Origin of the sequence: Amycolatopsis xylanica (genome assembly GCF_900107045.1) — a bacterium.
GTDB lineage: Bacteria > Actinomycetota > Actinomycetes > Mycobacteriales > Pseudonocardiaceae > Amycolatopsis > Amycolatopsis xylanica.
The window spans coordinates 474193-496448 of sequence record NZ_FNON01000006.1; the positions used below are offsets into that span (position 1 = coordinate 474193).

Annotated in this window: 26 protein-coding genes; 13 read left to right on the plus strand and 13 right to left on the minus strand. The window is 68.6% G+C overall.

Going from position 1 to position 22256, the window contains the following annotated elements; translation table 11 throughout:
* Positions 1 to 63: 63 nt before the first annotated feature.
* Complete coding sequence (locus tag BLV57_RS28980) at positions 64 to 345, minus strand: SAV_915 family protein (RefSeq protein ID WP_176968855.1); 282 nt, start codon at positions 343 to 345, stop codon at positions 64 to 66.
* A gap of 50 nt (positions 346 to 395) precedes the next feature.
* On the opposite strand from BLV57_RS28980, the gene BLV57_RS28985 reads away from it, so the two are divergent.
* Positions 396 to 1121 carry a hypothetical protein gene (locus tag BLV57_RS28985; RefSeq protein WP_091294031.1) on the plus strand — a complete coding sequence of 242 codons (726 nt, stop codon included), beginning with the start codon at positions 396 to 398 and terminating at the stop codon, positions 1119 to 1121.
* A gap of 98 nt (positions 1122 to 1219) precedes the next feature.
* On the opposite strand, the gene BLV57_RS28990 is transcribed toward BLV57_RS28985, so the two are convergent.
* A complete protein-coding gene (locus BLV57_RS28990; RefSeq protein WP_176968856.1) occupies positions 1220 to 2566 on the minus strand; it encodes a dicarboxylate/amino acid:cation symporter in 1347 nt (448 codons plus the stop codon).
* Positions 2567 to 2666: 100 nt separating this feature from the next.
* The gene (locus BLV57_RS28995) at positions 2667 to 3296 is read right to left on the minus strand and encodes a Maf family protein (RefSeq protein ID WP_091294277.1); all 630 of its coding nucleotides are present in this window, start codon (positions 3294 to 3296) and stop codon (positions 2667 to 2669) included.
* Positions 3297 to 3506: 210 nt separating this feature from the next.
* On the opposite strand from BLV57_RS28995, the gene BLV57_RS29000 reads away from it, so the two are divergent.
* On the plus strand, positions 3507 to 5312 hold the full coding sequence (locus tag BLV57_RS29000; protein ID WP_091294033.1) for a glycoside hydrolase family 3 protein: 1806 nt from the start codon (positions 3507 to 3509) through the stop codon (positions 5310 to 5312).
* 124 nt (positions 5313 to 5436) lie between these two features.
* Here the strand turns inward: BLV57_RS29000 and BLV57_RS29005 are convergent, their stop codons facing one another.
* Positions 5437 to 6873 (minus strand): DHA2 family efflux MFS transporter permease subunit, encoded by a 1437-nt coding sequence (locus BLV57_RS29005; RefSeq protein ID WP_091294034.1) that lies wholly within the window; start codon positions 6871 to 6873, stop codon positions 5437 to 5439.
* Positions 6857 to 7483, minus strand: coding sequence for a PadR family transcriptional regulator (locus BLV57_RS29010; RefSeq protein ID WP_091294278.1), 627 nt, complete (start codon positions 7481 to 7483; stop codon positions 6857 to 6859). The genes BLV57_RS29005 and BLV57_RS29010 overlap by 17 nt, the downstream gene beginning before the upstream one ends.
* A 117-nt stretch (positions 7484 to 7600) precedes the next feature.
* Here BLV57_RS29010 and BLV57_RS29015 point away from each other — a divergent pair, with 117 nt between their 5' ends.
* Positions 7601 to 8473: a bifunctional helix-turn-helix transcriptional regulator/GNAT family N-acetyltransferase gene (locus BLV57_RS29015; RefSeq protein ID WP_091294036.1), complete on the plus strand. Its 873-nt coding sequence runs from the start codon at positions 7601 to 7603 to the stop codon at positions 8471 to 8473.
* A gap of 12 nt (positions 8474 to 8485) precedes the next feature.
* Positions 8486 to 9181 carry an RraA family protein gene (locus BLV57_RS29020; RefSeq protein WP_091294037.1) on the plus strand — a complete coding sequence of 232 codons (696 nt, stop codon included), beginning with the start codon at positions 8486 to 8488 and terminating at the stop codon, positions 9179 to 9181.
* A 1-nt stretch (position 9182) separates the two neighbouring features.
* Here the strand turns inward: BLV57_RS29020 and BLV57_RS29025 are convergent, their stop codons facing one another.
* A complete protein-coding gene (locus BLV57_RS29025) occupies positions 9183 to 9398 on the minus strand; it encodes an acyl-CoA carboxylase subunit epsilon (RefSeq protein ID WP_091294038.1) in 216 nt (71 codons plus the stop codon).
* Between the two features lie 7 nt (positions 9399 to 9405).
* A complete protein-coding gene (locus tag BLV57_RS29030; protein ID WP_091294040.1) occupies positions 9406 to 11034 on the minus strand; it encodes an acyl-CoA carboxylase subunit beta in 1629 nt (542 codons plus the stop codon).
* Between the two features lie 79 nt (positions 11035 to 11113).
* On the opposite strand from BLV57_RS29030, the gene BLV57_RS29035 reads away from it, so the two are divergent.
* Positions 11114 to 11509 carry a PPOX class F420-dependent oxidoreductase gene (locus BLV57_RS29035; protein WP_091294042.1) on the plus strand — a complete coding sequence of 132 codons (396 nt, stop codon included), beginning with the start codon at positions 11114 to 11116 and terminating at the stop codon, positions 11507 to 11509.
* A 47-nt stretch (positions 11510 to 11556) separates the two neighbouring features.
* On the opposite strand, the gene BLV57_RS29040 is transcribed toward BLV57_RS29035, so the two are convergent.
* Together BLV57_RS29040 and BLV57_RS29045 are read right to left on the minus strand one after the other, a co-directional pair.
* Positions 11557 to 12219, minus strand: coding sequence for a response regulator (locus BLV57_RS29040; protein ID WP_091294043.1), 663 nt, complete (start codon positions 12217 to 12219; stop codon positions 11557 to 11559).
* On the minus strand, positions 12216 to 13364 hold the full coding sequence (locus BLV57_RS29045; protein ID WP_245757556.1) for a sensor histidine kinase: 1149 nt from the start codon (positions 13362 to 13364) through the stop codon (positions 12216 to 12218). Before BLV57_RS29045 ends, BLV57_RS29040 begins: the two co-directional genes overlap by 4 nt.
* Before the next feature lie 100 nt (positions 13365 to 13464).
* On the opposite strand from BLV57_RS29045, the gene BLV57_RS29050 reads away from it, so the two are divergent.
* Positions 13465 to 14064, plus strand: a complete 600-nt coding sequence (locus BLV57_RS29050) for a LysR family transcriptional regulator (protein WP_176968858.1) — start codon at positions 13465 to 13467, stop codon at positions 14062 to 14064.
* Here the strand turns inward: BLV57_RS29050 and BLV57_RS29055 are convergent.
* Complete coding sequence (locus tag BLV57_RS29055; RefSeq protein WP_245757557.1) at positions 14057 to 15007, minus strand: SRPBCC family protein; 951 nt, start codon at positions 15005 to 15007, stop codon at positions 14057 to 14059. The two genes, BLV57_RS29050 and BLV57_RS29055, sit on opposite strands and share 8 nt — an antisense overlap.
* A gap of 8 nt (positions 15008 to 15015) precedes the next feature.
* On the minus strand, positions 15016 to 15429 hold the full coding sequence (locus BLV57_RS29060; RefSeq protein ID WP_245757558.1) for a MarR family winged helix-turn-helix transcriptional regulator: 414 nt from the start codon (positions 15427 to 15429) through the stop codon (positions 15016 to 15018).
* A gap of 91 nt (positions 15430 to 15520) precedes the next feature.
* Here BLV57_RS29060 and BLV57_RS29065 point away from each other — a divergent pair, with 91 nt between their 5' ends.
* Both BLV57_RS29065 and BLV57_RS42985 read left to right on the plus strand, forming a co-directional pair.
* Positions 15521 to 16081 carry a flavodoxin family protein gene (locus BLV57_RS29065; protein ID WP_091294048.1) on the plus strand — a complete coding sequence of 187 codons (561 nt, stop codon included), beginning with the start codon at positions 15521 to 15523 and terminating at the stop codon, positions 16079 to 16081.
* A 233-nt stretch (positions 16082 to 16314) separates the two neighbouring features.
* Positions 16315 to 16533 carry a hypothetical protein gene (locus tag BLV57_RS42985; RefSeq protein WP_143047171.1) on the plus strand — a complete coding sequence of 73 codons (219 nt, stop codon included), beginning with the start codon at positions 16315 to 16317 and terminating at the stop codon, positions 16531 to 16533.
* Positions 16534 to 16537: 4 nt separating this feature from the next.
* Here the strand turns inward: BLV57_RS42985 and lexA are convergent, their stop codons facing one another.
* A complete protein-coding gene (gene lexA, locus BLV57_RS29075; RefSeq protein ID WP_091294052.1) occupies positions 16538 to 17197 on the minus strand; it encodes a transcriptional repressor LexA in 660 nt (219 codons plus the stop codon).
* 308 nt (positions 17198 to 17505) lie between these two features.
* Positions 17506 to 18591 (minus strand): C40 family peptidase, encoded by a 1086-nt coding sequence (locus tag BLV57_RS29080; RefSeq protein ID WP_425426049.1) that lies wholly within the window; start codon positions 18589 to 18591, stop codon positions 17506 to 17508.
* A 56-nt stretch (positions 18592 to 18647) separates the two neighbouring features.
* Between BLV57_RS29080 and BLV57_RS29085 the strand changes: the two genes are divergently transcribed.
* The 5 genes from BLV57_RS29085 to BLV57_RS29105 all read left to right on the plus strand — a co-directional run bounded on the left by BLV57_RS29085 (position 18648) and on the right by BLV57_RS29105 (position 22220).
* A complete protein-coding gene (locus BLV57_RS29085) occupies positions 18648 to 19448 on the plus strand; it encodes a biotin--[acetyl-CoA-carboxylase] ligase (RefSeq protein WP_091294055.1) in 801 nt (266 codons plus the stop codon).
* Positions 19449 to 19679: 231 nt separating this feature from the next.
* Positions 19680 to 20249 carry a PH domain-containing protein gene (locus BLV57_RS29090; protein ID WP_091294057.1) on the plus strand — a complete coding sequence of 190 codons (570 nt, stop codon included), beginning with the start codon at positions 19680 to 19682 and terminating at the stop codon, positions 20247 to 20249.
* A complete protein-coding gene (locus BLV57_RS29095; protein ID WP_091294059.1) occupies positions 20249 to 21190 on the plus strand; it encodes a hydroxymethylglutaryl-CoA lyase in 942 nt (313 codons plus the stop codon). Before BLV57_RS29090 ends, BLV57_RS29095 begins: the two co-directional genes overlap by 1 nt.
* 77 nt (positions 21191 to 21267) lie before the next feature.
* Complete coding sequence (locus BLV57_RS29100) at positions 21268 to 21966, plus strand: TNT domain-containing protein (protein WP_091294061.1); 699 nt, start codon at positions 21268 to 21270, stop codon at positions 21964 to 21966.
* A complete protein-coding gene (locus BLV57_RS29105) occupies positions 21963 to 22220 on the plus strand; it encodes a hypothetical protein (protein ID WP_091294062.1) in 258 nt (85 codons plus the stop codon). Before BLV57_RS29100 ends, BLV57_RS29105 begins: the two co-directional genes overlap by 4 nt.
* Positions 22221 to 22256 lie beyond the last annotated feature (36 nt).

The following is a 22256-nucleotide window of genomic DNA, read 5'->3' on the forward strand; positions in this document are numbered from 1 at the left end:
ATGAGTAGCCCTCATTGGAGTGAGAGACAGACCACCCGGCCGTCCCTGTATAGCAGGGGCTTCCTAGTGGCGGAGTCCTTCAGGAAGCGGTGAATCCAGCATGATGAGGTCATAGTGCTGACGCGCGTGGAGTTTCGGTAGATGCTCGGTGGACACGCGGACCCAGTGCTGGTTCTCGCCGCAGCATTCGACCAGCTGATCGAGCGTGGAAAACGCGACCAGTGCGATGCTGCCGTCCGGGGTGTTGCGCAGCTCGATCGACGCTTCGGCCGAGGTGCCAGCTTCGCCGGGAACGGGCGTGCCGGTCGGCAGGAACAGGACTGGGGGAAGGCTGGGGTTCGTCACACTGACAACATAGACGTGCACGCTGAGCGAGATCGCTTACGCTCTGGTTCATGGAGAAACTCGGGTCGCGTGCGCCCCGCTCGGTGCTGGTCACCGCGGCGGTCGCGATGGTGGTGGTCGTCGGCACGCTCGTCGCCGTCGTCGCACTGCGCCCGCGCGCCGACCAGGCGGAGCCCGCGTCGCCGAGCGCGGGGCCGAGGCTGACCGGCACCGCCGACCCGACCGTGTGCGGGCAGGCGCCGTGCCAGACCATCGCCACGCAGGTGGTCAACGGCGGGAAGGTGACGTTGCTGGCAGGCCCGGACAGCGGCGTGGCGAGACTCGACGTCGACGTGCCGCCGTCGGACACGATCGTCGACCTCACGATCACCGAGCAGGGCGTGAAGCTCAGCCAGGATTCGCTGCGCTGCCTCGGCGGCGCGGTCCCCGCGTGTCTCGTGCGCGGGCCGGTGACCGGCGGCCAGATAGGCGAAGTGGTGGCGAACCGCGGCTCGAACTGGGAGATCGCGAGCCAGGCGTACCTGTCGGACGCGAACTACATCGGGCTGGCCGACGTGTCGGGCAGCGAAGCGCCCGAGGTGACGGTGGTCCGCCACGACTGCCCGACCGTCGCGCAGGACACCCCGAAATGCGCGGCCGCGCCCGTGGTGGCGGAGGTGTTCGACCTGGGCGGCCGCTCGATCGGCTGCACCAAGCGCAGATACACCTCACCCTCCCAAATGCGCGGCTACCCCACGATCCGGCTGTCCACTTCGGACCTAGGCTCCTGCAGCTAAAAAAATCCCAATGTGGCATTGGTCAGTTTTCAGCACGCCAATGTGGCTTTCGTCAGACGGAATCTGACGAAAGCCACATTGGGATTTTTTCAGCTGGGTCAGGCGGGGGCCGGGACGGCGCGGGTGCCTGGGTCGGTGGAGCGGGGGGTGTCGGTCGGCGCGTTGAGGATCTCGTCGTCGAGGAGGCCTTCGCTGCGGGCGACGATGGTCGGGACGACGATCTGGCCTGCCACGTTGGTGGCCGTGCGGATCATGTCCATGATCGGGTTGACCGAGTAGATCAGCGCGATGCCGACCGCGACCTGCTTGGCGTCGAGGCCGATCACCGAGGTGGTCAGGGTGAGCGCGGTCAGCCAGCCGGTGGTGCCCGCGGTGGCCAGCGCGCCGACCACGGCGACCACGATGATCAGCAGGTACTGCCCGATGTTGAGCGACACACCCGAGATGTTCGCGATGAAGATCGCGCCGATGGCGGGGAAAACGGCCGCGCAACCGTCCATTTTGGTCGCACTGCCGAGCGGCGTGGCGAACGAGGCGTAGCCGGGGTCGACGCCCAGGTTCACCGCGGACTGCCGGGTCAGCGGCAGCGTCGCGGCGGAGGACTGCGACGCGAACGCGAACTGGATCGCGGTGCCCGCCTTCGCGAAGAACTTGAGCGGGTTCACCTTCGCCACGAACTGCAGCAGGATCGGGTAGACCACGAACAGCACCAGCAAGCAGCCGACGTACACCGCGACCGTGGCCGACAGCAGGGGCTTGAACAGCGCGTCGCCGTAGTTCGCGACCGCCGCGCCGATCAGGCCGATGATGCCGATCGGGGCGAGCCGGACGACCCAGCCGAGGTAGCGCTGGATGATCTCGAAGGCGCTGGTGGTGAAGTCGACGAACGTCTTCGCCTTGTCGCCGAGGCTGTACGCGGCCGCGCCGATGATCACGGCGAGGAACAGCACCTGCAGCGTCTCGCCCTCCGAGAAAGCGGTGAAGAAGTTCTTCGGGATCAGGCCGTCGATGAACGCGTCCCACGAACCCCAGTGCGCCTGGCTCTTCGCGGCTTTTTCGGCGTTCTTGGCGGTGGCCGCGACACCGGCGCCGAGTCCGCCGCTGCCGGGGTTGGCGATCAGCCCGACGACGATCCCGATGACCGACGCGATGAACGAGGTGATGGCGAACCAGAGGAAGGTCTTGCCGCCCAGCCTGGCCGCGGTACGGCCGCCGCCGAGGCCGCGCAGGCTGTTGATGCCGACGACGATCGCCGTGAAGACCAGCGGGATCACCGCGATCTGCAGCAGCGTGGTGAACACGTCGCCGATGCGGCTCAGCGTCTCGGTCAGCCCGTCCGCGCCGGTGCTGCGGGCGAGTACGCCGAGTAGGGCGCCGACGACGAGTGAGCCGAGTACGACTCCGGCGAACACCTTGGGTTTGGTGTAGGTCCGTATGAAGGACACGAGGCCGCTCCGGTGATTGAAAGTTTCCTGTAGAGCCGGACGTGAAGAACGTTCGGCGTTGCGGGACTCTTCCGGATCACCCGATCGTGTGGGAGGGCTCTCAGGATGTGGGAGAACGCCACAGGTCGACGACGCTCACGCCGACCTCGGCGAGCAGCTTCCGGGTCAGCGGCAGGCTGATCCCGATCACACTCGACGGGTCGCCGTCGATGCCTTCGACGAACCAGCCGCCCATCCCGTCCAGCGTGAAGGAACCGGCGACCACGAGCGGCTCGCCGGTCGCGATGTAGGCGTCGAGTTCGGCGGGACTCGGGTCGGCGAACCGCACGGTCGTGGTGTGGCTGCCGGAGGTCTCCTTGGACCGTTCGCCGCCGTCGAGGCGGATGATCGCGTGGCCGGTCAGCAATTCACCGGATCGGCCGGCCATTTCGGCCCAGCGGGCTCGCGCGACCTCCGGCGTGCCCGGTTTCCCGACCAGCGCGCCGCCGATCGAGAGCATCGAGTCGCACGCGACGATCACGGCGTCGGAGTGGGTGCCGCGCACGGTTTCGACCACCGCTTCGGCCTTCGCCATGGCGAGCGCGGTGACCGTCTCGGCGGGCGTCGGGTCGGTCAGCGCCGCGGCGATCGCGTCTTCGTCGACGCCGGAGACCACGACGCTCGGGTCGATCCCGGCCGCGCGGAGCACGGCGAGCCTGGCGGGGGACTGGGAAGCGAGAACGAAGCGCACACGCAGAAGGTAGCCGAGGCGATCCGGTGATTCATTCACCGGATGACGAGCGGTCCCGCTCATCGGTGCCGTTACTTAATCGTGACTAACATCACTCGACCGTGGGGTTAGTTTGTTGTGACGCGCAACATATCCGTTTTAGGTACTTCGGAGGAACCAATGTCGCCCCGCCTCCGCGTCAGACGGTCTGTTCGGACGACGCACACCGCTGTGCTCGCCGGTGTTCTCCTCACCGGCACGGTCTTGGCTCCCGCCGCGTCGGCGAGCTACGGGCCCCTCTACAAGAACCCGCATCTCCCGGTTTCCGTGCGAGTCAACGATTTGCTGAAGCGGATGAGCCTGGACGACAAGATCGGGCAGATGGTGCAGGCCGAGCGCGGCGCGGTCACCCCCGCTCAGGCCGCCGACCTCAAGCTCGGCTCGATCCTCTCCGGCGGCGGCTCGGTGCCGGCGTCCAACACCCCGACCGGCTGGGCCGACATGGTCGACGCCTACCAGAAGGCGGCCGTCGGCACCCAGCTCGGCATCCCGACGATCTACGGCGTCGATGCCGTGCACGGGCACAACAACGTATACGGCGCAACGATTTTCCCGCACAACATCGGGCTCGGCGCCACCGGCGACCCGGACCTGGTCGAGCGGATCGGCCGTGCCACCGCCGAAGAGGTCGCGGGCACCGGGCCGCAGTGGGACTTCGCCCCGTGCCTGTGCGTCGCGCGGGACGACCGCTGGGGCCGCACCTACGAATCGTTCGGCGAGCACCCCGACGACGCCGTCGACAACTCGTCCGCCATCACCGGCCTGCAGGGACGGCGTTTGGGCGAGCGCAAGGGATCCGTGCTCGCCACCGCCAAGCACTTCATCGGTGACGGCGGCACGCTCGACGGTGTCGACCAGGGCAACACGGTGATCAGCGAAGCCGAGCTGCGCAAGATCCACCTGCCGCCGTTCAAGGCCGCCATCAAACGCGGCGTCGGCTCGGTGATGATCTCGTTCTCCAGCTTCCAGGGCACACGCATGCACGCCCAGCAGTACCTGATCACCGACGTGCTGAAGAAGGAACTGCGGTTCGACGGCTTCGTGATCTCGGACTACAACGCGATCAACCAGATCGACGGCCAGGAAGGCTTCACGCACGACGAGGTGCGGCTCTCGGTCAACGCGGGCATCGACATGTTCATGGTCCCCTGGGACGCGCCGCAGTTCATCACCTTCCTCAAGGACGAGGTCGCCGCCGGGCACGTCACGCTCGACCGGATCAACGACGCGAACAAGCGGATCCTCGCGAAGAAGTTCGAACTCGGCCTGTTCGAGCACCCCTACACCGACCGGTCGTTCCAGAAGACGTTTGGCAGCAAGGAACATCGGGACCTCGCCCGCGAGGCGGTCCGCGAATCCCAGGTGCTGCTCAAGAACGACGGCGTGCTGCCGCTGGACAAGAAGAACAACAAGATCTTCGTCGCGGGCAAGAACGCCAACGACATCGGCAACCAGAGCGGCGGCTGGACGCTGACCTGGCAAGGCCAGAGCGGCCCGGTCATCCCGGGCACGACCATCCTCGACGGCATCAAGTCCGGGGCCGGGAAGGGAACCACGGTGACCTATGACCGTGCGGGTAACGGAATCGACGCCAGTTACAAGGTCGCGGTCGCCGTGGTGGGCGAAACGCCTTACGCCGAAGGACAAGGCGACCGGCCCAAGGGTCTCGGCCTCGACGCCGAGGACCTCGCCACCATCGCCAAGCTGAAGGCGACCGGTGTGCCGGTGGTGGTCGTGCTGGTGTCCGGACGGCCGCTGGACATCGCAGAGCAACTGCCCGGGTTCAACGGTCTCGTCGAGGCCTGGCTGCCGGGCAGTGAAGGCGCGGGCGTCTCGGACGTGCTGTTCGGCGACCACAAGCCGACCGGCAAGCTGACGGTCAGCTGGCCGTCCAGCTTCGCGCAGGAGCCCATCAATGTCGGAGACGGAAAGAAGGCGCTCTTCCCGTACGGCTACGGGCTCACCTACCGCCGCTGATCTCTCTCCCGCGGCAGAAGGGCTTCTCCCATCCGGATCCCGCTCCTGGATGGGAGAAGCCCTTCACTCTTGGGTCGTGAGTGTTGCGGCCGGTTCTAACCGGCGAAAACACTCACGACCTCTTTTAAGCCGCGACCTCGACCGGGGCCGCGGTGGTGCGCGGGGTGGTCTTGCGCATCGCGAGCGCGGCGAAGATGCCCAGCAGCAGCACCGCGATCGGCAGGACGAAGGTCTCCTTCGCCGCTGTGGTCAGTGCGGCCTGCGGGGCCACGTGATCCGCCATGGCCGCGGAGATCCTGGCCTGCAGCAGCACGCCGATGGCCGCGCTGCCGATCACGCCGCCGACCTGACGGGCCGTGTTGAAGATGCCCGAGGCCGTGCCCGCCAGGCGCGGCTCGACCGAGCTCATCGTCACGTTGCTCATCGGCGCGAAGATGAACCCGATGCCGATGCCGCACACCAGCAGTGCGGGCACGAGTGCCCACGGGTTGGTCGTGACCGTGGCCTGCAGCGCGAAGACGCCCAGGCCCGCCGCCAAGCCCGCGAGGCCGATCATCACCAGGTACTTGCCGTTGAACTTGTCCGAGGCGCGGCCGACGAACGCGCCGACCACACCCGCCAGCAACGACATCGGCGCGGTGAGCAGGCCGGCCTTGGTCGGTGACAGCTCCAGCACCGACTGGATGTAGATGACCATCGGCAGGAACATTCCGGTCATCGCGAAGCCGACCGTCACCGAGGTGAGTGTGCCCGCCGAGAAATTGCGGTTGGCGAAGACCTGCAACGGAAGCAGCGGCTCGCGGCGGTTGAAGTGTTGCCACAGCACGAAAGCCGCCATCAGCAGCACGCCCGCGCCGATGATCTCGAAGACCGTGATCGGGCCGGTCACCTTGCCCCAGTCGTACTGCTGGCCGTTCTGGAGCCCGAAGACCAGGCAGAAGAGCCCCGCTCCCGAAAGCAGGATTCCCAGCAGATCAAAGGAATGCGAGTGCTTGGGCTGCCAGTCGGGTACCTGGATCATGGTCAGCACCAAGGCGAGCAGGCCGACCGGCAGGTTGACGAAGAAGATCCATTCCCAGCCGAGGTGATCGACCAGCACGCCGCCGAGCAGCGGGCCGACGATGGTCGCCACGCCGGCGACCGCGCTCCACAAACCCATGGCAGGGCCCCGTTTCGCGGGCGGGAACAGGTGCGTGATGAACGCCAACGTCTGCGGCGTCATCAGCGCCGCGCCGAGGCCCTGCACGGCGCGCGCCGCGATGAGCATCTCGACCGTGCCGGACAGGCCGCACCACAGCGAGGCGCCGGTGAAGACGATCAGCCCGGCCATGAAGACGCGCTTCGGGCCGAAGCGGTCGCCGAGACGGCTGGTGAACAGCATGGGGACCGCGTAGGTCAGCAGGTACACGCTGACCACCCAGACCACGGCGTTGAGGCCGGCGTTCAGTTCTCTCAACATCGCGGGGATCGCGATGGACACGATGGTCGTGTCCAGCAGGATCATGAAGAAACCCAGGCACAGCGCGGAAAGCGCGGCCCATGGGTTAACCGGTTTTGTCATTTTTCTCGTCTTTCACTATGGCCAGGTGGTGGCCCGACTCGTCAGGCCAGGGCATGCGCCCGGATTCCAGGTCTTCGATGAGCTGCTGGGTGAAGTCCAGTTCGGACTTCCGCTGGTGGTGCGAGTACGCGTAGTCGATCCAGTACATGGGCGGCAGGTTGTCCGCGGTGACCTGCTCGATGACGACCTGGTCGGCGGCGAGCCGCGCACGCAGGTTCATCACCCGCATCTTGAGCTGCTCGACGGCTTCCTCGGGGGTCAGTTCGCCGAGCGCGGACAGCGCGACCGGGAACTCCGGGTACTCGTCCGCCGGGGTGGCGACCATCTGATGCACCTGCGCGGTGAACACGTCGCGTCCGTGTTCGGTCATGCCGTAGACGGTGCGCTCCGGGCGCCTGCCCTGGCGCTGGGTGTCGACGACCTCGATCAGTCCTTGGCCGTCGAGCCGCTCGACCGTGTGATACAGCGAGCCGGGGCGCAGTTTCACCCGATAGTCGACTCGGCGGTACCGCATGATCTGCGTCATTTCGTACGGGTGCATCGGGCGCTCGTGCAGCAGTTCGAGGATGGCCATGGCCAACGGGGTCAGCGGCTGCTTGGGCGCGCCCATGATCATTACTCCTAGCGGATGAGTCCGGCTCGTTTATTCCACGTGGACTATACGACCTCGACTAGTAGTCGCCTAGACCGCTTTACGTGACGACGAATCTCTGACTAAAGTCAGAGGATGGATCCGGCCACGGTGGAGCGGGTGCGGCGGTTCAACCGGACCGTCACCCAGCGGATCGGCGCGCTCGACGACGCCTACCTCGCGCGCGGGCGCTCGCTCGGGCAGTCCCGGCTGCTCTGGGAGATCGGGACCGGCGCGAGCGAACTGCGGTCGCTGCGCTCGCGGCTGGACTTGGATTCCGGTTACCTGAGCCGTCTTTTGCGTGCGCTGCAAGCGGAAGGCCTCGTCACCGTCGAGACCGACGACACCGACGCGCGGGTGCGCACCGCCAGCCTCACCCCTGCCGGGCTGGCCGAACTCGCCGAGCTGGACCGGCTCTCCGACGGGCTTGCCGAGTCGATTTTGGGGCCACTCAACGAAAAACAGCGCGAGCGGCTGGTCTCGGCCATGGGTGAGGTCGAGCGGCTGCTGGTCGCGTCCATGGTCGACGTCGCCGTGCTCGATCCGCGCCATCCCGACGCCCGCTACTGCGTCCGCGCCTACTTCGCCGACTTGGCCGCGCGCTTCGACTTCGACCCGGAGCAGAGCATCTCCGCCGACGACGAGGAACTCACCGAGCCGTCCGGCCTGCTACTGGTCGCCGCGCTGCACGGCGACCCGGTCGGCTGTGTCGCGCTCAAGTTCCGCGAAGACCACGCCGAGGTGAAGCGGATGTGGGTCTCGTCAGCGGTGCGGGGATTGGGACTCGGCCGCCGTCTGCTCACCGAGGTCGAGCAGCGCGCGGCCGAGCGCGGCGTGCGCACGCTCCGGCTGGAGACCAACCACACCCTGATCGAAGCGATCGGGCTCTACCGCGCGGCGGGGTATCGCGAGGTGGAGGCGTTCAACGAAGAGCACTACGCCCATCACTGGTTCGAAAAGACGCTCTGAAGGGACACCCGCATGGACAAGCTTCGCGAGCGGTTCGCGACGTTGACCACCGCACATCTGGCCGACGCGTGCGTGCGCGCCGATGTCCCGGTGCGCTGCGTGTCGCTGCACGCCGTCGAGCCGGGCACCCGCCTGCTGGGGCCGGTCGCCCCGGCGCGGCACACCGGGAGCGTCGACACCTTCCTCGAGGCGTTCGAGGAGTGCTCGCCGGGCGACGTGCTGGTGGTGGACAACGGCGGCCGCGTCGACGAAGCCTGTGTCGGCGACCTGGTCGCGCTGGAGGCGCAGACCGCGGGCGTGACCGGGATCGTGATCTGGGGCCTGCACCGCGACACCGCCGACATCCGCGCGATCGGGCTGCCGGTGTTCAGCATGGGCTCGATCCCGACCGGCCCGCTGTCGGTCACCCCACGCCCCGAAGGCGCGCTGGAGTCGGCGAGGGTCGGCGAGTGGACGGTCACCCGCGACCACTTCGTGCTCGGCGACGACGACGGCGTGCTCTTCGTGCCGCGCGAGCGTGTCGAGGAGCTTTTCGGCCTGGCGGAAGGCATCCGCGACACCGAACACCGCCAAGCCGAGATCATCGGGGCGGGCGTTTCACTGCGCGAGCAGGTCCGTTTCGACGCCTATCTGGCCAGGCGCGAGGAAAACCCGGCGCTGACCTTCCGCGAGCATCTGCGCGCGGTCGGCGGCGCCATCGAGGAGTAGCTCAGCGCGGCAGGGCGGAGGCGCGCCACGCGCCTTCGCCGGGATGCAGCGGGCGGCGGACCGCCATCGAGCGATCGCCCCACCACGAGGTGCGTGCGGGTTTCTCGCGTGGCACGGCGGCCCAGGTCGAGGCGGCCGCGGCGACCACGGCGGTCAGCGCGGCCAGCTCGAACTCGTCCGGGTTGCCGCGCACGACGCGCAGCAGTGGTTCGGTCATGAGCACCTCACAGCGGGATGTTGCCGTGCTTCTTGGGCGGCAGTGCTTCGCGCTTGTCACGCAGCAGCGTCAGCGCGCGGGCGACGTGGCCGCGGGTGTGCGCCGGCACGATCACCGAGTCGACGTAGCCGCGCTCGGCGGCGGCGTACGGGTTGAGCAGCGTGTCCTCGTACTCCTGGATGAGCTCGGCACGCAGCGCGTCGACGTCCTTGCCCTCCTGCGCGGCGTTGGCGAGCGTCTTGCGGTGCACGATGTTCGCCGCGCCCTGCGCGCCCATGACCGCGACCTGCGCGGTCGGCCACGCCAGGTTCAGGTCGGCGCCGAGGTGCTTCGAGCCCATCACGTCATACGCGCCGCCGTACGCCTTGCGCGTGATGACGGTGACCAGCGGGACGGTCGCTTCGGCGTAGGCGTAGATCAGCTTCGCGCCGCGGCGGATGATGCCGTTCCACTCCTGGTCGGTGCCGGGCAGGAAGCCGGGCACGTCGACGAAGGTCAGCACCGGCACGTTGAACGCGTCGCAGGTGCGCACGAACCGCGCTGCCTTCTCGGAGGCGTCGATGTCGAGGCAGCCGGCGAACTGCGTCGGCTGGTTCGCGACGATGCCGACCGCGTGCCCGTCGACGCGGCCGAAGCCGACCAGGATGTTCGGCGCGAACAGCTCGTGCACCTCGAGGAACTCGCCGTCGTCGACGACGCGGGTGATCACCTCGTGCATGTCGTACGGCTGGTTCGGCGAGTCGGGGATGATCGTGTCGAGCTCGCGGTCGGAGTCGGTGACGTCGTCGAAGAAGCCGCCGGGCGGTTCCGTCGAGTCGAAGACCGGCGGCTCGGAAAGGTTGTTGGACGGCAGGAACGACAGCAGTTCCTTGACGTACGCGATCGCGTCCTCGTCGTTGTCGCCCAGGTAGTGCGCGACACCGGACTTGGTGTTGTGCGTGCGGCCGCCGCCCAGCTCCTCGAACGTGACGTCTTCGCCGGTCACGGTCTTCACGACGTCAGGGCCGGTGATGAACATCTGCGAGGTCTTGTCGACCATCACCACGAAGTCGGTCAGCGCGGGGGAGTAGACGTGCCCGCCCGCGTTCGCGCCCATGATCAGCGAAATCTGCGGGACGACGCCAGACGCCTTGACGTTGCGGGTGAAGATCTCGCCGTACAGGCCGAGCGAGACGACGCCTTCCTGGATGCGCGCGCCGCCGCCCTCGTTGATGCCGATGATCGGGCGGCCGGTCTTGATCGCCAGGTCCATCACCTTGACGATCTTCTCGCCGTATACCTCGCCGAGCGACCCGCCGAAGACGGTCACGTCCTGGCTGAAGACGCACACCGGGCGGCCGTCGACCGTGCCGTAGCCGGTCACCACGCCGTCGCCGTACGGCCGGTTCTTCTCCTGGCCGAAGTTGGTCGAGCGGTGCCTGGCGAGCTCGTCGAGTTCGACGAAGGAGCCCTCGTCCAGCAGCAGTTCGATGCGCTCGCGCGCCGTTTTCTTGCCCTTGGCGTGCTGTTTCTCCACCGCGCGAGCCCCGCCCGCGTGCACTGCCTCGTCGTAACGGCGATAGAGGTCCGCGAGCTTGCCTGCCGTGGTGTGGATGTCAGGCTGCTCGTCACCGAGTGGCTGCGTCGCACTGCTCATGACCGGGCAGCTTAGCCACGTTGCGGCCCTGTCGCGTGCCGCGTCGCGAACCTCACAACTCACGAGTAACTTGATCGGTATGGGGATCCAGCTTTCCGAGGCCGTCCGTGCGCTGGTCGACGGCCCGAACTACGCGACGCTGTGCACGATCAACGCCGACGGCGGTCCGCAGAGTTCGGCCATGTGGGTCGGGCTCGATGGCGATGACCTGGTGTTCTCGACGGTCGCGGGCAGGCTGAAGGACCGCAACATCCGCCGTGACCCCCGGGTCAGCGTGACGATCATGGAGCGCGCGAACCCGGAGAACTACACCGAGATCCGGGGCCGCGCGACGATCACCGAAGAGGGTGGCCGCGAGCTCGACGACAAGCTCTCGTGGAAGTACGACGGCAAGCCCGCCGGCCACGACGCGCCCGGCGCGGTCCGGGTCGTCGTCCGCGTCGTGCCCGAGAAGGTCACCGGCCACGTGTCCTGAAGCCCGGGATAAAGCGGGCTTTATCCCGGTCCGGCATAAAGCCCGCTTTATCCCCGGGCTTTGACCAGGCCGGACTCGTAGGCGACGATCACCAGCTGGGCGCGGTCGCGTGAGCGCAGCTTGGCCAGCAGGTGCCCGACGTGGGTCTTCACCGTGGCCAGGCTGACGTGCAGGGATTCCGCGATTTCGGTGTTGGACATGCCTTTCGCGATGAGTTCGAGCACGTCCTTTTCGCGGCTGGTCACGCCGTCGAGCCCCGGTGTCGGGCCGGACGCCGGTTCGGGGCGGCGCGAGAACTCCGCGATCAGCCGCCGGGTGATCGACGGCGCGAGCAGGCCGTCGCCCGCGGCGATCACCCCGATGGCGGACAGGAGTTCAGCCGGTGGGGTGTCCTTGAGCAGGAAGCCGCTCGCGCCCGCCCGCAGCGCGGCGTAGACGTACGCGTCGAGGTCGAAGGTGGTCAGTATCAGCACCTTGACGTCGGACGTCTCCGGGTTTCCGCAGATCAGGCGGGTCGCTTCGAGGCCGTCCATCTCGGGCATCCGGATGTCCATCAACACCACGTCCGGCCGCTCGGAGCGCGCCAGTTTCACGGCCTCGACGCCGTCCGCGGCCTCGCCGACCACGGTCAGCCCCGGCACGCTGTCCACCAGCACGCGGAAGCTGCCGCGCAGCAGCGCCTGGTCGTCGGCGATCAGCACGCGGGTCATCGGGCGGCCTCATAGGGGAGCCTGGCGAAGACCCGAAAGCCACTTTCGGGAGAAGGGCCCGCCTCGAACTCGCCGTCGTAGACCATCACGCGCTCCCGCATGCCGATCAGGCCGTGCCCGGGCGGGCCGGGCAGCCTGGCCGAGCCGGTGTCGGCCACCTCGATCGTGACGGACTCGCCGTCGGCGGCGACGGTGACCCGCGCGCTCGCCGGTGCCGCGTGCTTCACCACGTTGGTCAACGCCTCCTGCACGATCCGGTACACCGAAAGCCCCACCCCGTCGGGAAGATCGTCCACCCCGGTCGCGGTCAGCTCCACCTGGACCCCGGCCATCGCCGCCCGCTCGGCCAGCCCGTCGAGACTGGTCGCGTCCGGCGCCGGGCCGAGTTCGGGCGCGTCCTCACCGGACCGCAGCACACCGAGCATGCGGCGCATCTCGGCGAGCGCGTCGCGGCTCGTGGTCTCGATGACACGCAACGCGTCGCGCGCCTCCTCTGGCTGCTCGGCGGCGACGTGGTTACCGACGGCGGCCTTGACCGCGATCAGGCTCATACTGTGCGCCACGACGTCGTGCATCTCCCTGGCGATGCGCAGGCGTTCCTCCGAAACCGCTTGCCGCGCATAGGATTCCGCCGCTTCGGCGGCGAACTCGCGCCGTTCGAGCGACGCTCGTCCGGTTGTCCAGGCGAGAGTCAGGACCGCGGCCCCGAAGGTGATCGTGGCGAGTGTCGACAGTGACGTGAACACGAGGCTGGTCGCGACGACTTCGGCGATCGCGACGCCCAGCGCCGTCAGCGACCGGCGGCGGGTGAGCGTGGCCGCGAGCGGATAGAGCGCGAACGCCATCGCGACACTGGCGAGCCCGGAGATCGGGCCGCCGACCAGGATCGCCGGGAACGGGACCACCAGGCTGAAGCCGAACGCGAAGCGCGGCCACAGCCGCCGGGTCACGACCGGGACGACCACCGCGAAGGCCAGCACCCAGGCCACCCAGCGCGGCACGGACACCGGGAAATCCCAGGTCCGCGCCCCGGTGTTCCCGGCGGTGGCCACCAGCAGCGCCGCGGCCGCGACCAGGTCGAACGCGATCAGCCAGCCTCGGCCGAGCCGTCCGGCGAGCCACGGTGGCATGGGTTCTGCGGTCACGTCCCGAACGGTAGCCGGGTGACGCGGCCCGCGCGTCGGTCTCGCGTCCGTCATCCCCGGGTAGGAGAAGGGGGCGCGGCCCGTCCCGATACCCTGAGGTATGACCCGGCTGGAAACGCGGGAGCTCGCCTACTTCGTCGCCGTGGCCGAAGAACTCCACTTCGGTCGCGCCGCTCAGCGCCTGGGAATGGCCCAGCCGCCGCTGTCCAGGGCGATCCGCCAGCTCGAACGCCGCTTGGGCGTGATCCTGTTGGAACGCAGCAGCCGCAAGGTTTCCCTGACCCCGGCGGGCGAAGTGCTGCTCGTCGAAGGGCGTGCGGTGCTCGCGTCGGTCGAAGCCGCCGCGCGCCGGGCAAAGCGCGCCGGGCAAAGTGAACGGCGCCTCCTGCTGGTCATGAGGCCGGGCGCCGATTTCGGTCTGCTGCCCAGGATTCTCGCCGCGTACGAACAGGAAGCGGGCGCGCTGCCGGTCGAGGTCGTCTACAACGGACACGAGGGCGAGGCGATGGTGCGTGACGGCAGCGCCGACGTCGCGTTGCTGAGCCCGCACCACGACCTTGCCGGGCTCGACTCCGAAGACCTGATCGCCGAGGATCAGACCGTGGTCATCGCCTGGTCGGAGCAGGCCCGTTCGCAGGCCGTCGCCGCGCTGGTCGGCGCCGCGCTACGGGTCGCGGCCAGGGAAATGATCGTCACTTAGCCGCGTAGCGCGCCTTGAGTTCTTCGGTGCGTTCGGCCGGCCACGGGCAGATGATCTCGCCGTGCGTGGCCGCGAAGAACAGGTCGAGGTGGGTGTGCCAAGCCGCGAGGACCGTGGGCCGCTGCTCCTCGGTGACGTGAGTCTGGGTGACTTCGACGCGCGTGCCGTCCAAGCTGTCGTGAGTGAATTCCCAGCGCACGACCCCGTCGCCTGACCGGTATTCGAGCACGCGCGGCTTCTCGGCGGTGACGACCTCGTCCGCGGGCACGTACTGATTCGTTGCCCGCAGCGGCGCCTTGCCGCCGGGTTCGACCGGTTCGCCCTCGGTCAGGAGCTCCCACACCTCGTCGAGCGTCTTCCAGACCAGGTCGCGCCGGAACCGCACGACACCGTCGACGACCTCGCCCTCGTCGAGCCCGAATTCGGCGACATACGCGGCCATCGGCTCCAGCCACTTGGCAGGCGGCTCGGAGGTGCCGCCGTCGAGCCGCGCTTCGAGCGCGGCGAGGCAGACGTCCCAGCCGGTCGCGTTGCGGCCTGCCGCCAGCGCCGCGATCGCCGGTTCACCCCGGCCGAAGGTGTGCGTGAACAGCAGCCGCGAGCCGTCACCGTCCGGCGTGATCTCCCAGCGCAGCACGTCTTCGTTCCAGGTGAAGGCGAACAGCCGCGGCGGATCGCAGTCGAGGATCTCGCCGACGGTGCTCACGTCGTCGAAGGCGAATTCGATGGGCGCGCCCGGTTTGAGCTCGGCCTTCACCGCAGCGGGGAACCAGTGCTTGAGCTCGGCCGGGTCGGTGATCGCGCGCCAGACCTTCTCCGGTGGGTGCGCCAGCTTCCGTTCCAGGCGCAGCATCGGCCGCTCTTCGACGGTGTGCAGGGTGGCGCGCTCCACTGGGATGACCTCCTCGTCGGTGCCGTGGCGGTAATATACCCAGCGAGGCATATACGGTGTCAAGCGTGACGCATGGCGGCGACCGCTTCGGCCAGTTCGGGGTCCGCGGCCGCCTTGTCGAGCGCGCCGCGCAGCGTGTCCTGGTAGGTCGGCTCCGCCTTGGCCTGCCGCTCGCGGCCGTCCTCGGTGATCAGCGAGTAGACGCCCCGGCGGTCGTTCTCGCAGAGATCGCGCACGGTCAGCCCGGCCTCTTCGAGTCGCGCGACCATCCGGCTGACTGAGCTCTGGTTGAGCCCGATCGCGCCCGCGAGGTCCTGCATCCGCAGGCAGCCGCCCTCGGCGACGGTCAGATGGCTGAGCGCGCGGTACTCGGAAAGGCCGAGGCCGTGCTTGCGCTGCAACGCTTTCGCGAGCTCTTGCTCGACCCGGCTGTGCAGCGCGACGACGCGGCCCCAGCTCTGCTCGTCGGTCACGGCGGCCTCCTTGGACGGTGCTTGACACCAGATTACATGCAGTGCCAATATCTGCTTGTACATACATATATCTGGTGGGAGAGAAAAGCTCATGACCGACGACCGCAAGTTCCTGTTCCTCCTGGGCAGCGCCCGCACCGGCGGCAACACCGAGACCCTCACCCGCGAGGCCGCCCGTCCCGTCGAAGCGACCCAGCGCTGGCTGCGCCTGACCGACCTGCCACTGCCGCGCTTCCAGGACGCCCGTCACGACGGCCGCCGCTACCTGACCCCGTCCGGCAACGAGCAGGAGCTGCTCGACGCGACCCTCGAAGCCACCGACATCGTGATCTCCTCGCCGGTCTACTGGTACTCCGTGTCGGCGGACGTGAAGCTCTACCTGGACTACTGGTCGGGCTGGCTGTACGTGCCCGGCGTCGACTTCAAGGCCCGCATGCGCGGCAAGACCCTGTGGGGCGTCAGCGTTCTCTCCGAGGGACCCGAGCAGGCGGAGCCGGTCGTCGGCACTTTGCGGCGGTCCGCGGAGTACCTCGGCATGAACTGGGGCGGTGTCCTGCTGGGCAACGGCAGCCGTCCCGACGACATCCTCAAGGACTCGTCCGCGCTAACCGCGGCGGAGACCTTCTTCGCCAAGGAGTTCGCGACCGTGTAAAGGGTCGTGAGTGTTGCGGGCGGTTCTAGCGGACCGGTACTTGGCTACCTGTCGCCCGAGTGTCGGTGCGAGTGGAAGGTTTGCTCCGTTGGGTGCAGAAATTCTTCCACTCGCGCGGCTCGTCCACCGTGGCACGTGACAGGGGCGCCCTTGCCACGCTCTGGGTGACAAGGGCCGCCCTTGTCACCGGCCGGAACACTCACGACCCCCGGACATCGCGCTACCTTGGAGGCATGGCCTCGGGGTGGAAGACGTTCTGGGTGGTCGATGCGGTGGTCGGCCTGGTGGGCGCCGGCTACGTGACGTTCGAGCTGGCCCGGTCGCCGGGGCCGATCGGGTTCTGGCCGGCCGCCGTGGGGTACGGGGCGTGTCTCGTCGTGGCTGGGTTGCTCGCGCTCTGCTACTTCTCCATGCGCGAAACAGCGCGGGAGAAGTCACGCGGCGAGCGCTGACGTCTTAGACGCTGCGCAGCACCGAGACGACCGTGCCGAGGATCGTGGCCTCGTCGCCGTCGATCACGTCGTACGCCGGGTTGCGGGGCTCCAGGTAGACGTGGCCGTTGCGGCGGCGGTAGACCTTGACCGTGGCCTCGCCGTCGATCATGGCGGCGACGATCTGGCCGGAGTGGGCCTCGGACTGCTGACGGACCACGACGATGTCGCCGTCGCAGATCGCCGCGTCGATCATCGACTCACCGCGGACGCGGAGGCCGAACACGGTGCCGCGACCGGTGAGGCCCCGGGGCAGCGTGAGCATGTCGTCGGTGTGCTCCTCGGCCGTGATGGGCGTTCCCGCCGCGATGTCACCGACCACGGGCACGCTCACCGAGTCCGCGTCCGGCTCGCGGGTGGATGGTTCGAGGAACGCGCGCACGTCGATCGGGCGGGACATCGTGGTGCTGCGCCGCAAGAAACCCTTGTCCTCCAGCGCCGCCAGGTGCTTGGACACCGAGGACGAGGACTTCAGGCCGACCGCCTCGCCGATTTCGCGGCTGCTCGGCGAATATCCGTGCCGGACCACCCAATCCCGGATCGTCACCAGGATCTTCTGCTGGCGCAGCGGCAAAGCCGAAGCGTCGAGGTGATCGAATGCGTCGACATCGTGGTAGGCGGTCACGTTCGGAATGGTAGAGGTAACCACCGACAATTCCGCGCGGCACCCGTGCGACGCGCGAGTCGTCACGCCGGGCCCCGGTCTGGGTGACGCGGGCGGCCCTTGTCACCCAGAGCGTTGCAAGGGCGGCCCTTGTCACGTGCCAAGGGTGGACGAGCCCGAGCGAGTGGAAGAATTTCTGCATCTAACGGAGCAAACCTTCCACTCGTGCCGAGACTCGCGTGGCAGGTCGACAAATACCGGTCCGCTAGAACCGGCCGGAACACTCACGACCCCCACGGGACTGCCGCCAGCACCGGGGCAGTCGCGGGCTAGTTCGCGGGGCGGCCCGCGCCCGCGTAGTCGTCGCCTTTTCGGTGGTACGTATGGATTTGGATGGCCTGGCCCTCGGTCGGCGCGTTGATCATCAGCCCATTGCCGAGATACAGGCCGACGTGGTGGATGTTCGTGGCCGGGTTGCCGTAGAACACGAGATCGCCGAGCCGGGGCTCCTCCGTGATCGGCACCTGCCGCGTCGCGCGGAACTGGCTGTCGGCCGTGCGCGGCAACGCGACGCCCGCGCTGTCGTAGGACGCTTTCGTCAGGCCCGAGCAGTCGAAGCCGGGCGCGCCCGCCTCAGGACCGTTGCCGCCCCAGACATACGGCAGCCCCAGCTGGCCGAGCGCGAAGCGGACGGCGTGTGTGGACGGGGTGCTCGCGCGGTCCGGGTCCATCGACAGCGCCGCGAACATCTGCGCGTTGCCCAGCACCTGCTGGCGGAAAAGCTCCGAGCTCCGGTACGCGGCGATCGCCTTCCACCAGCCCGCGCCGCCGCCGAGCGCGGCGTTGTTCGCGCAGAGCGCGCGGCCCGCGACGATCGAGGCGTCGCGGACGTTCTCGATGTTCGGTTTCGCCGTGCCCGGTACCTGGTGGCTGAATTTCTTCCACTGGGCCGGGGAAATGCGCAACGGGCCCGCCGTGTCGCCCGTTCGCGAAGTGCTGGCGATGCCCGCCAATGTCACCCAGGAGAGTTTGCAATTCGGCTGCTCGTCACGCAGCACCAATTCGCCGGTCGCGAAGCCGGTGAGCGATTCGGCGGGGAGATCCAGGGGCCCGGACAGGCTGTGCGCCCAGTCGTTCAGTCCGTTGTGGACGGGCTCTTGTGCCGTGACGGGCGCGGTTTCCTCCAAAACCGACGGGCCCGCGCCGCCGCCGATCGTGCTCGGCGTGGTGCTCGCCGGGGCGGGCGCGGACGCCACGACCGGCTGCCGCGCCGGTTCGTCGGTGAGCAACCACCCGCAGGTGACCAATCCGGCCACCAAGGGCAACGCCACCAAGCCACGCGTCGCGGCGCCACGCGCCCATCGTTGTTCGCGGGTAACGGGCTTTGTCACGGCGTCCAGGTTAGGAGAGCTCACCTCTGTCCAACGACCGAAGACGCGACACGTTAGGGGGACTCTCATATTGTGGGCGAATGAGTGAAATCGACGCCGCCAGGTTGCGCACGGGACTAGCAGGCCGGTTCGCCGGGATCGAGGTCGTCACGACCACCGGATCGACCAATGCCGACCTGCGCGAAGCCGCCGTGAAGGGCGCGCCGGACCGCACCGTGCTGATCGCCGAGGAGCAGACGGCGGGCGTCGGGCGGCGGGCGCGGCACTGGAATTCGCCCAAGGGCACCGGGATCTACGTCAGCGTGCTGCTGCGCCCCGGCGTGCCGTTCGCCGCGCTGGGCTCACTTTCCGTGGTCGCCGGGCTCGCGGTGCGCGAGGCCGCCACCCGTGCGGGTGTCACGGCCGCGCTCAAGTGGCCCAACGATGTCCTGATCGGCAGCGCCAAATGCGCGGGCATCCTGTCCGAGGCCGTCGCGGGGGAGCAGCCGACGGTCGTGCTCGGCATCGGGCTGAACGTGCTGCCGCTCGGCGAGGAGATCACGCCTGCGCCCGGCGGGCTTGCCCCGACCTCGCTCGCCGAGAACGGCGCGACGACCACCGACCGCACCGAGCTCGCCGGGTGGCTGCTGACCGCGTTCGCCGAGCGCGAGGCGTTGTGGCGGGCGGCGTCGGGTGACCTCGCGGGCGCGGGCCTGCTCGACGAGTACCGGCTCCACTGTGCCACTTTGGGGCAGAATGTCCGGATTTTGCTGCCGAACGGCGACGAGCTCACCGGACTCGCGAACGGGATCGACGACTCCGGTCAGCTGGAGCTGCTGCTCGACAGTGGCGAGCGGCACACCGTGTTCGCGGGCGATGTCGTGCACGTTCGGCAGAGTTAGGCTCTGGGGCGTGTTTCTCGGATCCGACACGCGATAGCCGCGCCCAGGCGGCCCCTGACGGCACCGTGGGATCACCCGAGTACAACCCGGTACGAGGGCGATCCCACGGCGCCGCCAGGAGCCACCTGGATCACGACTCTCATCGTGCCGGATCCGAGAAACACGCCCTCAACCACCAAAGCTGAGTACGGTGATCCTGCCAGCGCCGTAAAGAATCCGGGAGCGTCCGCCGTGGCCTATCCAGACGACCAGCTCAGCGCGAACGAGCACGTCGTAGTACACAGTCACCCGCACTTCAAGATGCTCGTCTGGCCGACGCTGGCGCTGCTCGTCACGGTCGCCGCGGGCGTCTGGCTGGCGCTGCTCGCGAAGGACAGCGCGGCGCCGTGGGACATGGTCTCGCTGATCGCCATCGGCGTGGTCGCGCTGGTGCTGATCGTGTGGCTGTTCCTGGTGCCGTTCATGCGCTGGCGCACCACGCACTTCATCGTCACCACCGACCGGATCATCGCGCGCGAGGGCGTCATCAAGCGCACCGGCATCGACATCCCGCTCGGCCGGATCAACAGCGTCCGGTTCGAGCACGGGCTGCTGGACCGGGTGTTCGGCTGCGGCACGCTGATCATCGAGTCGGCCTCGGACGAGCCGCTGACCTTCGACGACATCCCCAAGGTCGAGCGCGTGCACACGGTCATCTACCGCGAGGTCAACGACAACCCGTACGACGACTACAACCCGGCCGGCCAGCAGCAGCCCCCGCCGCCGCAGGGCGGGCACCCGCCGCGCGGGACCCGGCGCTGATGGGCGCGCGCGAACTCGGGCTGCCCGCCAAGACGCCGGCCGAAGGTTTCCCTGATCGGGTGACCATCTGGGAGGTCGGGCCGCGCGACGGGCTGCAGAACGAGAAGGAGATCGTCCCGGTCGAGGTGAAGCTGGAGTTCCTCGACCGGCTCGCCGACGCCGGGCTGACCACGCTCGAGGCGACCAGTTTCGTGCACCCCAAGTGGGTTCCGCAGCTGGCCGACGCCGAGCAGCTGCTCGAAGGCCTCAAGCAGCGCGACGGCGTGCGCTACCCGGTGCTGGTGCCGAACGAGCGCGGCCTCGACCGCGCGTTCGCCGCGGGCGTCAAGCACATCGCGATCTTCGCGAGCGCGACCGAGACCTTCGCTCAGCGCAACCTGAACTCGACGCTCGACACCCAGTTCGGCATGTTCGAACCGGTCGTTTCCCGTGCCACCGAAGGAGATATCGAGGTACGCGGGTACCTGTCGATGTGCTTCGGCGACCCGTGGGAGGGCCCGGTGCCCGCGTCCCAGGTCGTCGCCGCGGGCAAGCGGCTGCTGGACATGGGCTGCTCGCAGCTCTCGCTCGGCGACACGATCGGCGTCGCGACGGCAGGTCAGGTCGAGGCCGTGCTCGGCGGGTTCACCGCCGCCGGTGTCCCGATGAGCGCGCTGGCCGTGCATTTCCACGACACCTACGGCCAGGCGCTCGCGAACACCTTGGTGGCGCTGCGCTGCGGTGTGTCCACTGTGGATTCCTCGGCAGGCGGCCTCGGCGGCTGCCCGTACGCGGAGTCGGCGACCGGGAACCTCGCGACCGAGGACCTGGTCTGGACGCTCGATGGCCTGGGCATCGAGCACGGCGCCGATCTCGACAAGCTCGTCGAGACCAGCGCGTGGATGGCGGGCAAGCTGGGGCGGCCGAGTGCTTCACGGGTGGTCAACGCATTAGCGAGGTGACAACGCCGCACGGCGTCTCCGTCGACGGGGGAACGGACAGCCTTCCTGAAGCGTCCACTCCCCGTGGGGAGGCGCTGATGTCCACAACGGAGGAACCGAAGACCGGTCCGATCCGGATACCCGCGCTCGGCGCGAAACGGACCGATCGCGTCAGCGTGGTGGCGTTGTTCCGGGTGAACATGTTCCCGCTCGGGCACCTGCCCGTGCCGGTCTCGAAGCCAGCCGAGCAGCTGGCCGCGCCCGAGGACGACTTCATCGTCGGCCTGCGTTTCCCGCCCGGCGATCACCCCGAACCGGTCGACACCGTCTCCGTGCTGGACAACGCGCCGGTCCGCGAGCTGCCCGCGCAGCCGAGTGAGCCGTCGGCCGAGGTGACCGACGGCCACAGCCCGTTCGGCTCGCTCGACGAAAAGTCCTGGTCACGGCGTTATCTGGGCGGCATGCGTGGTGACATTCCCGAGTACGCCTGGCCGCCGGGCGCGCTCTTCCCCGAAGGCGGGACCGAGCCGGGCGAGGCCGTCACGCTGCCGGTGGACACCGTCATCGACCGCTTCGGCGATGGCCTCGGCCGGATCTTCGCGCCGGAGGGAACGCCGCTCGCGGAGCGCGCTTTGCCGTCGTCGCCCGCGTACCGGCGCTATCGGGTCACGCGCGCGCTGCCGGTGTGGCGGACGGTCACGGCGCCGTGGTTCGGCCAGCCCGGCGGCGGCACGCGGTATCGCGCGACGTACTCGGCCGGTGAGCTGATCACGCTCGGATACCTGGAGGCACTGTGAACGCCGAGTCGATCCCGCGCTGGCTGGCGGCCGTCGGCGTCCCGCCCGAGGTCGTGTCGATCGGCGTCGAGGCCGACAACTCGTGGAACCTCCTGCGCGTCGACGACGCCTGGGAGGTGTTCTGGCGCGAGCAGGGCAACCGCTACGACTGGGCCCGCTTCACCAGCGAACAGGTGGCGTGTCATTACCTGTTCGGGCGGCTGACGTGGGCCCAGGTCGCGAGCGGCGCCGTCGTGCTCAAGGACGGGATTTAGCGGGCTTTATGCCACTCCGGGATAAAGCCCGCTAAA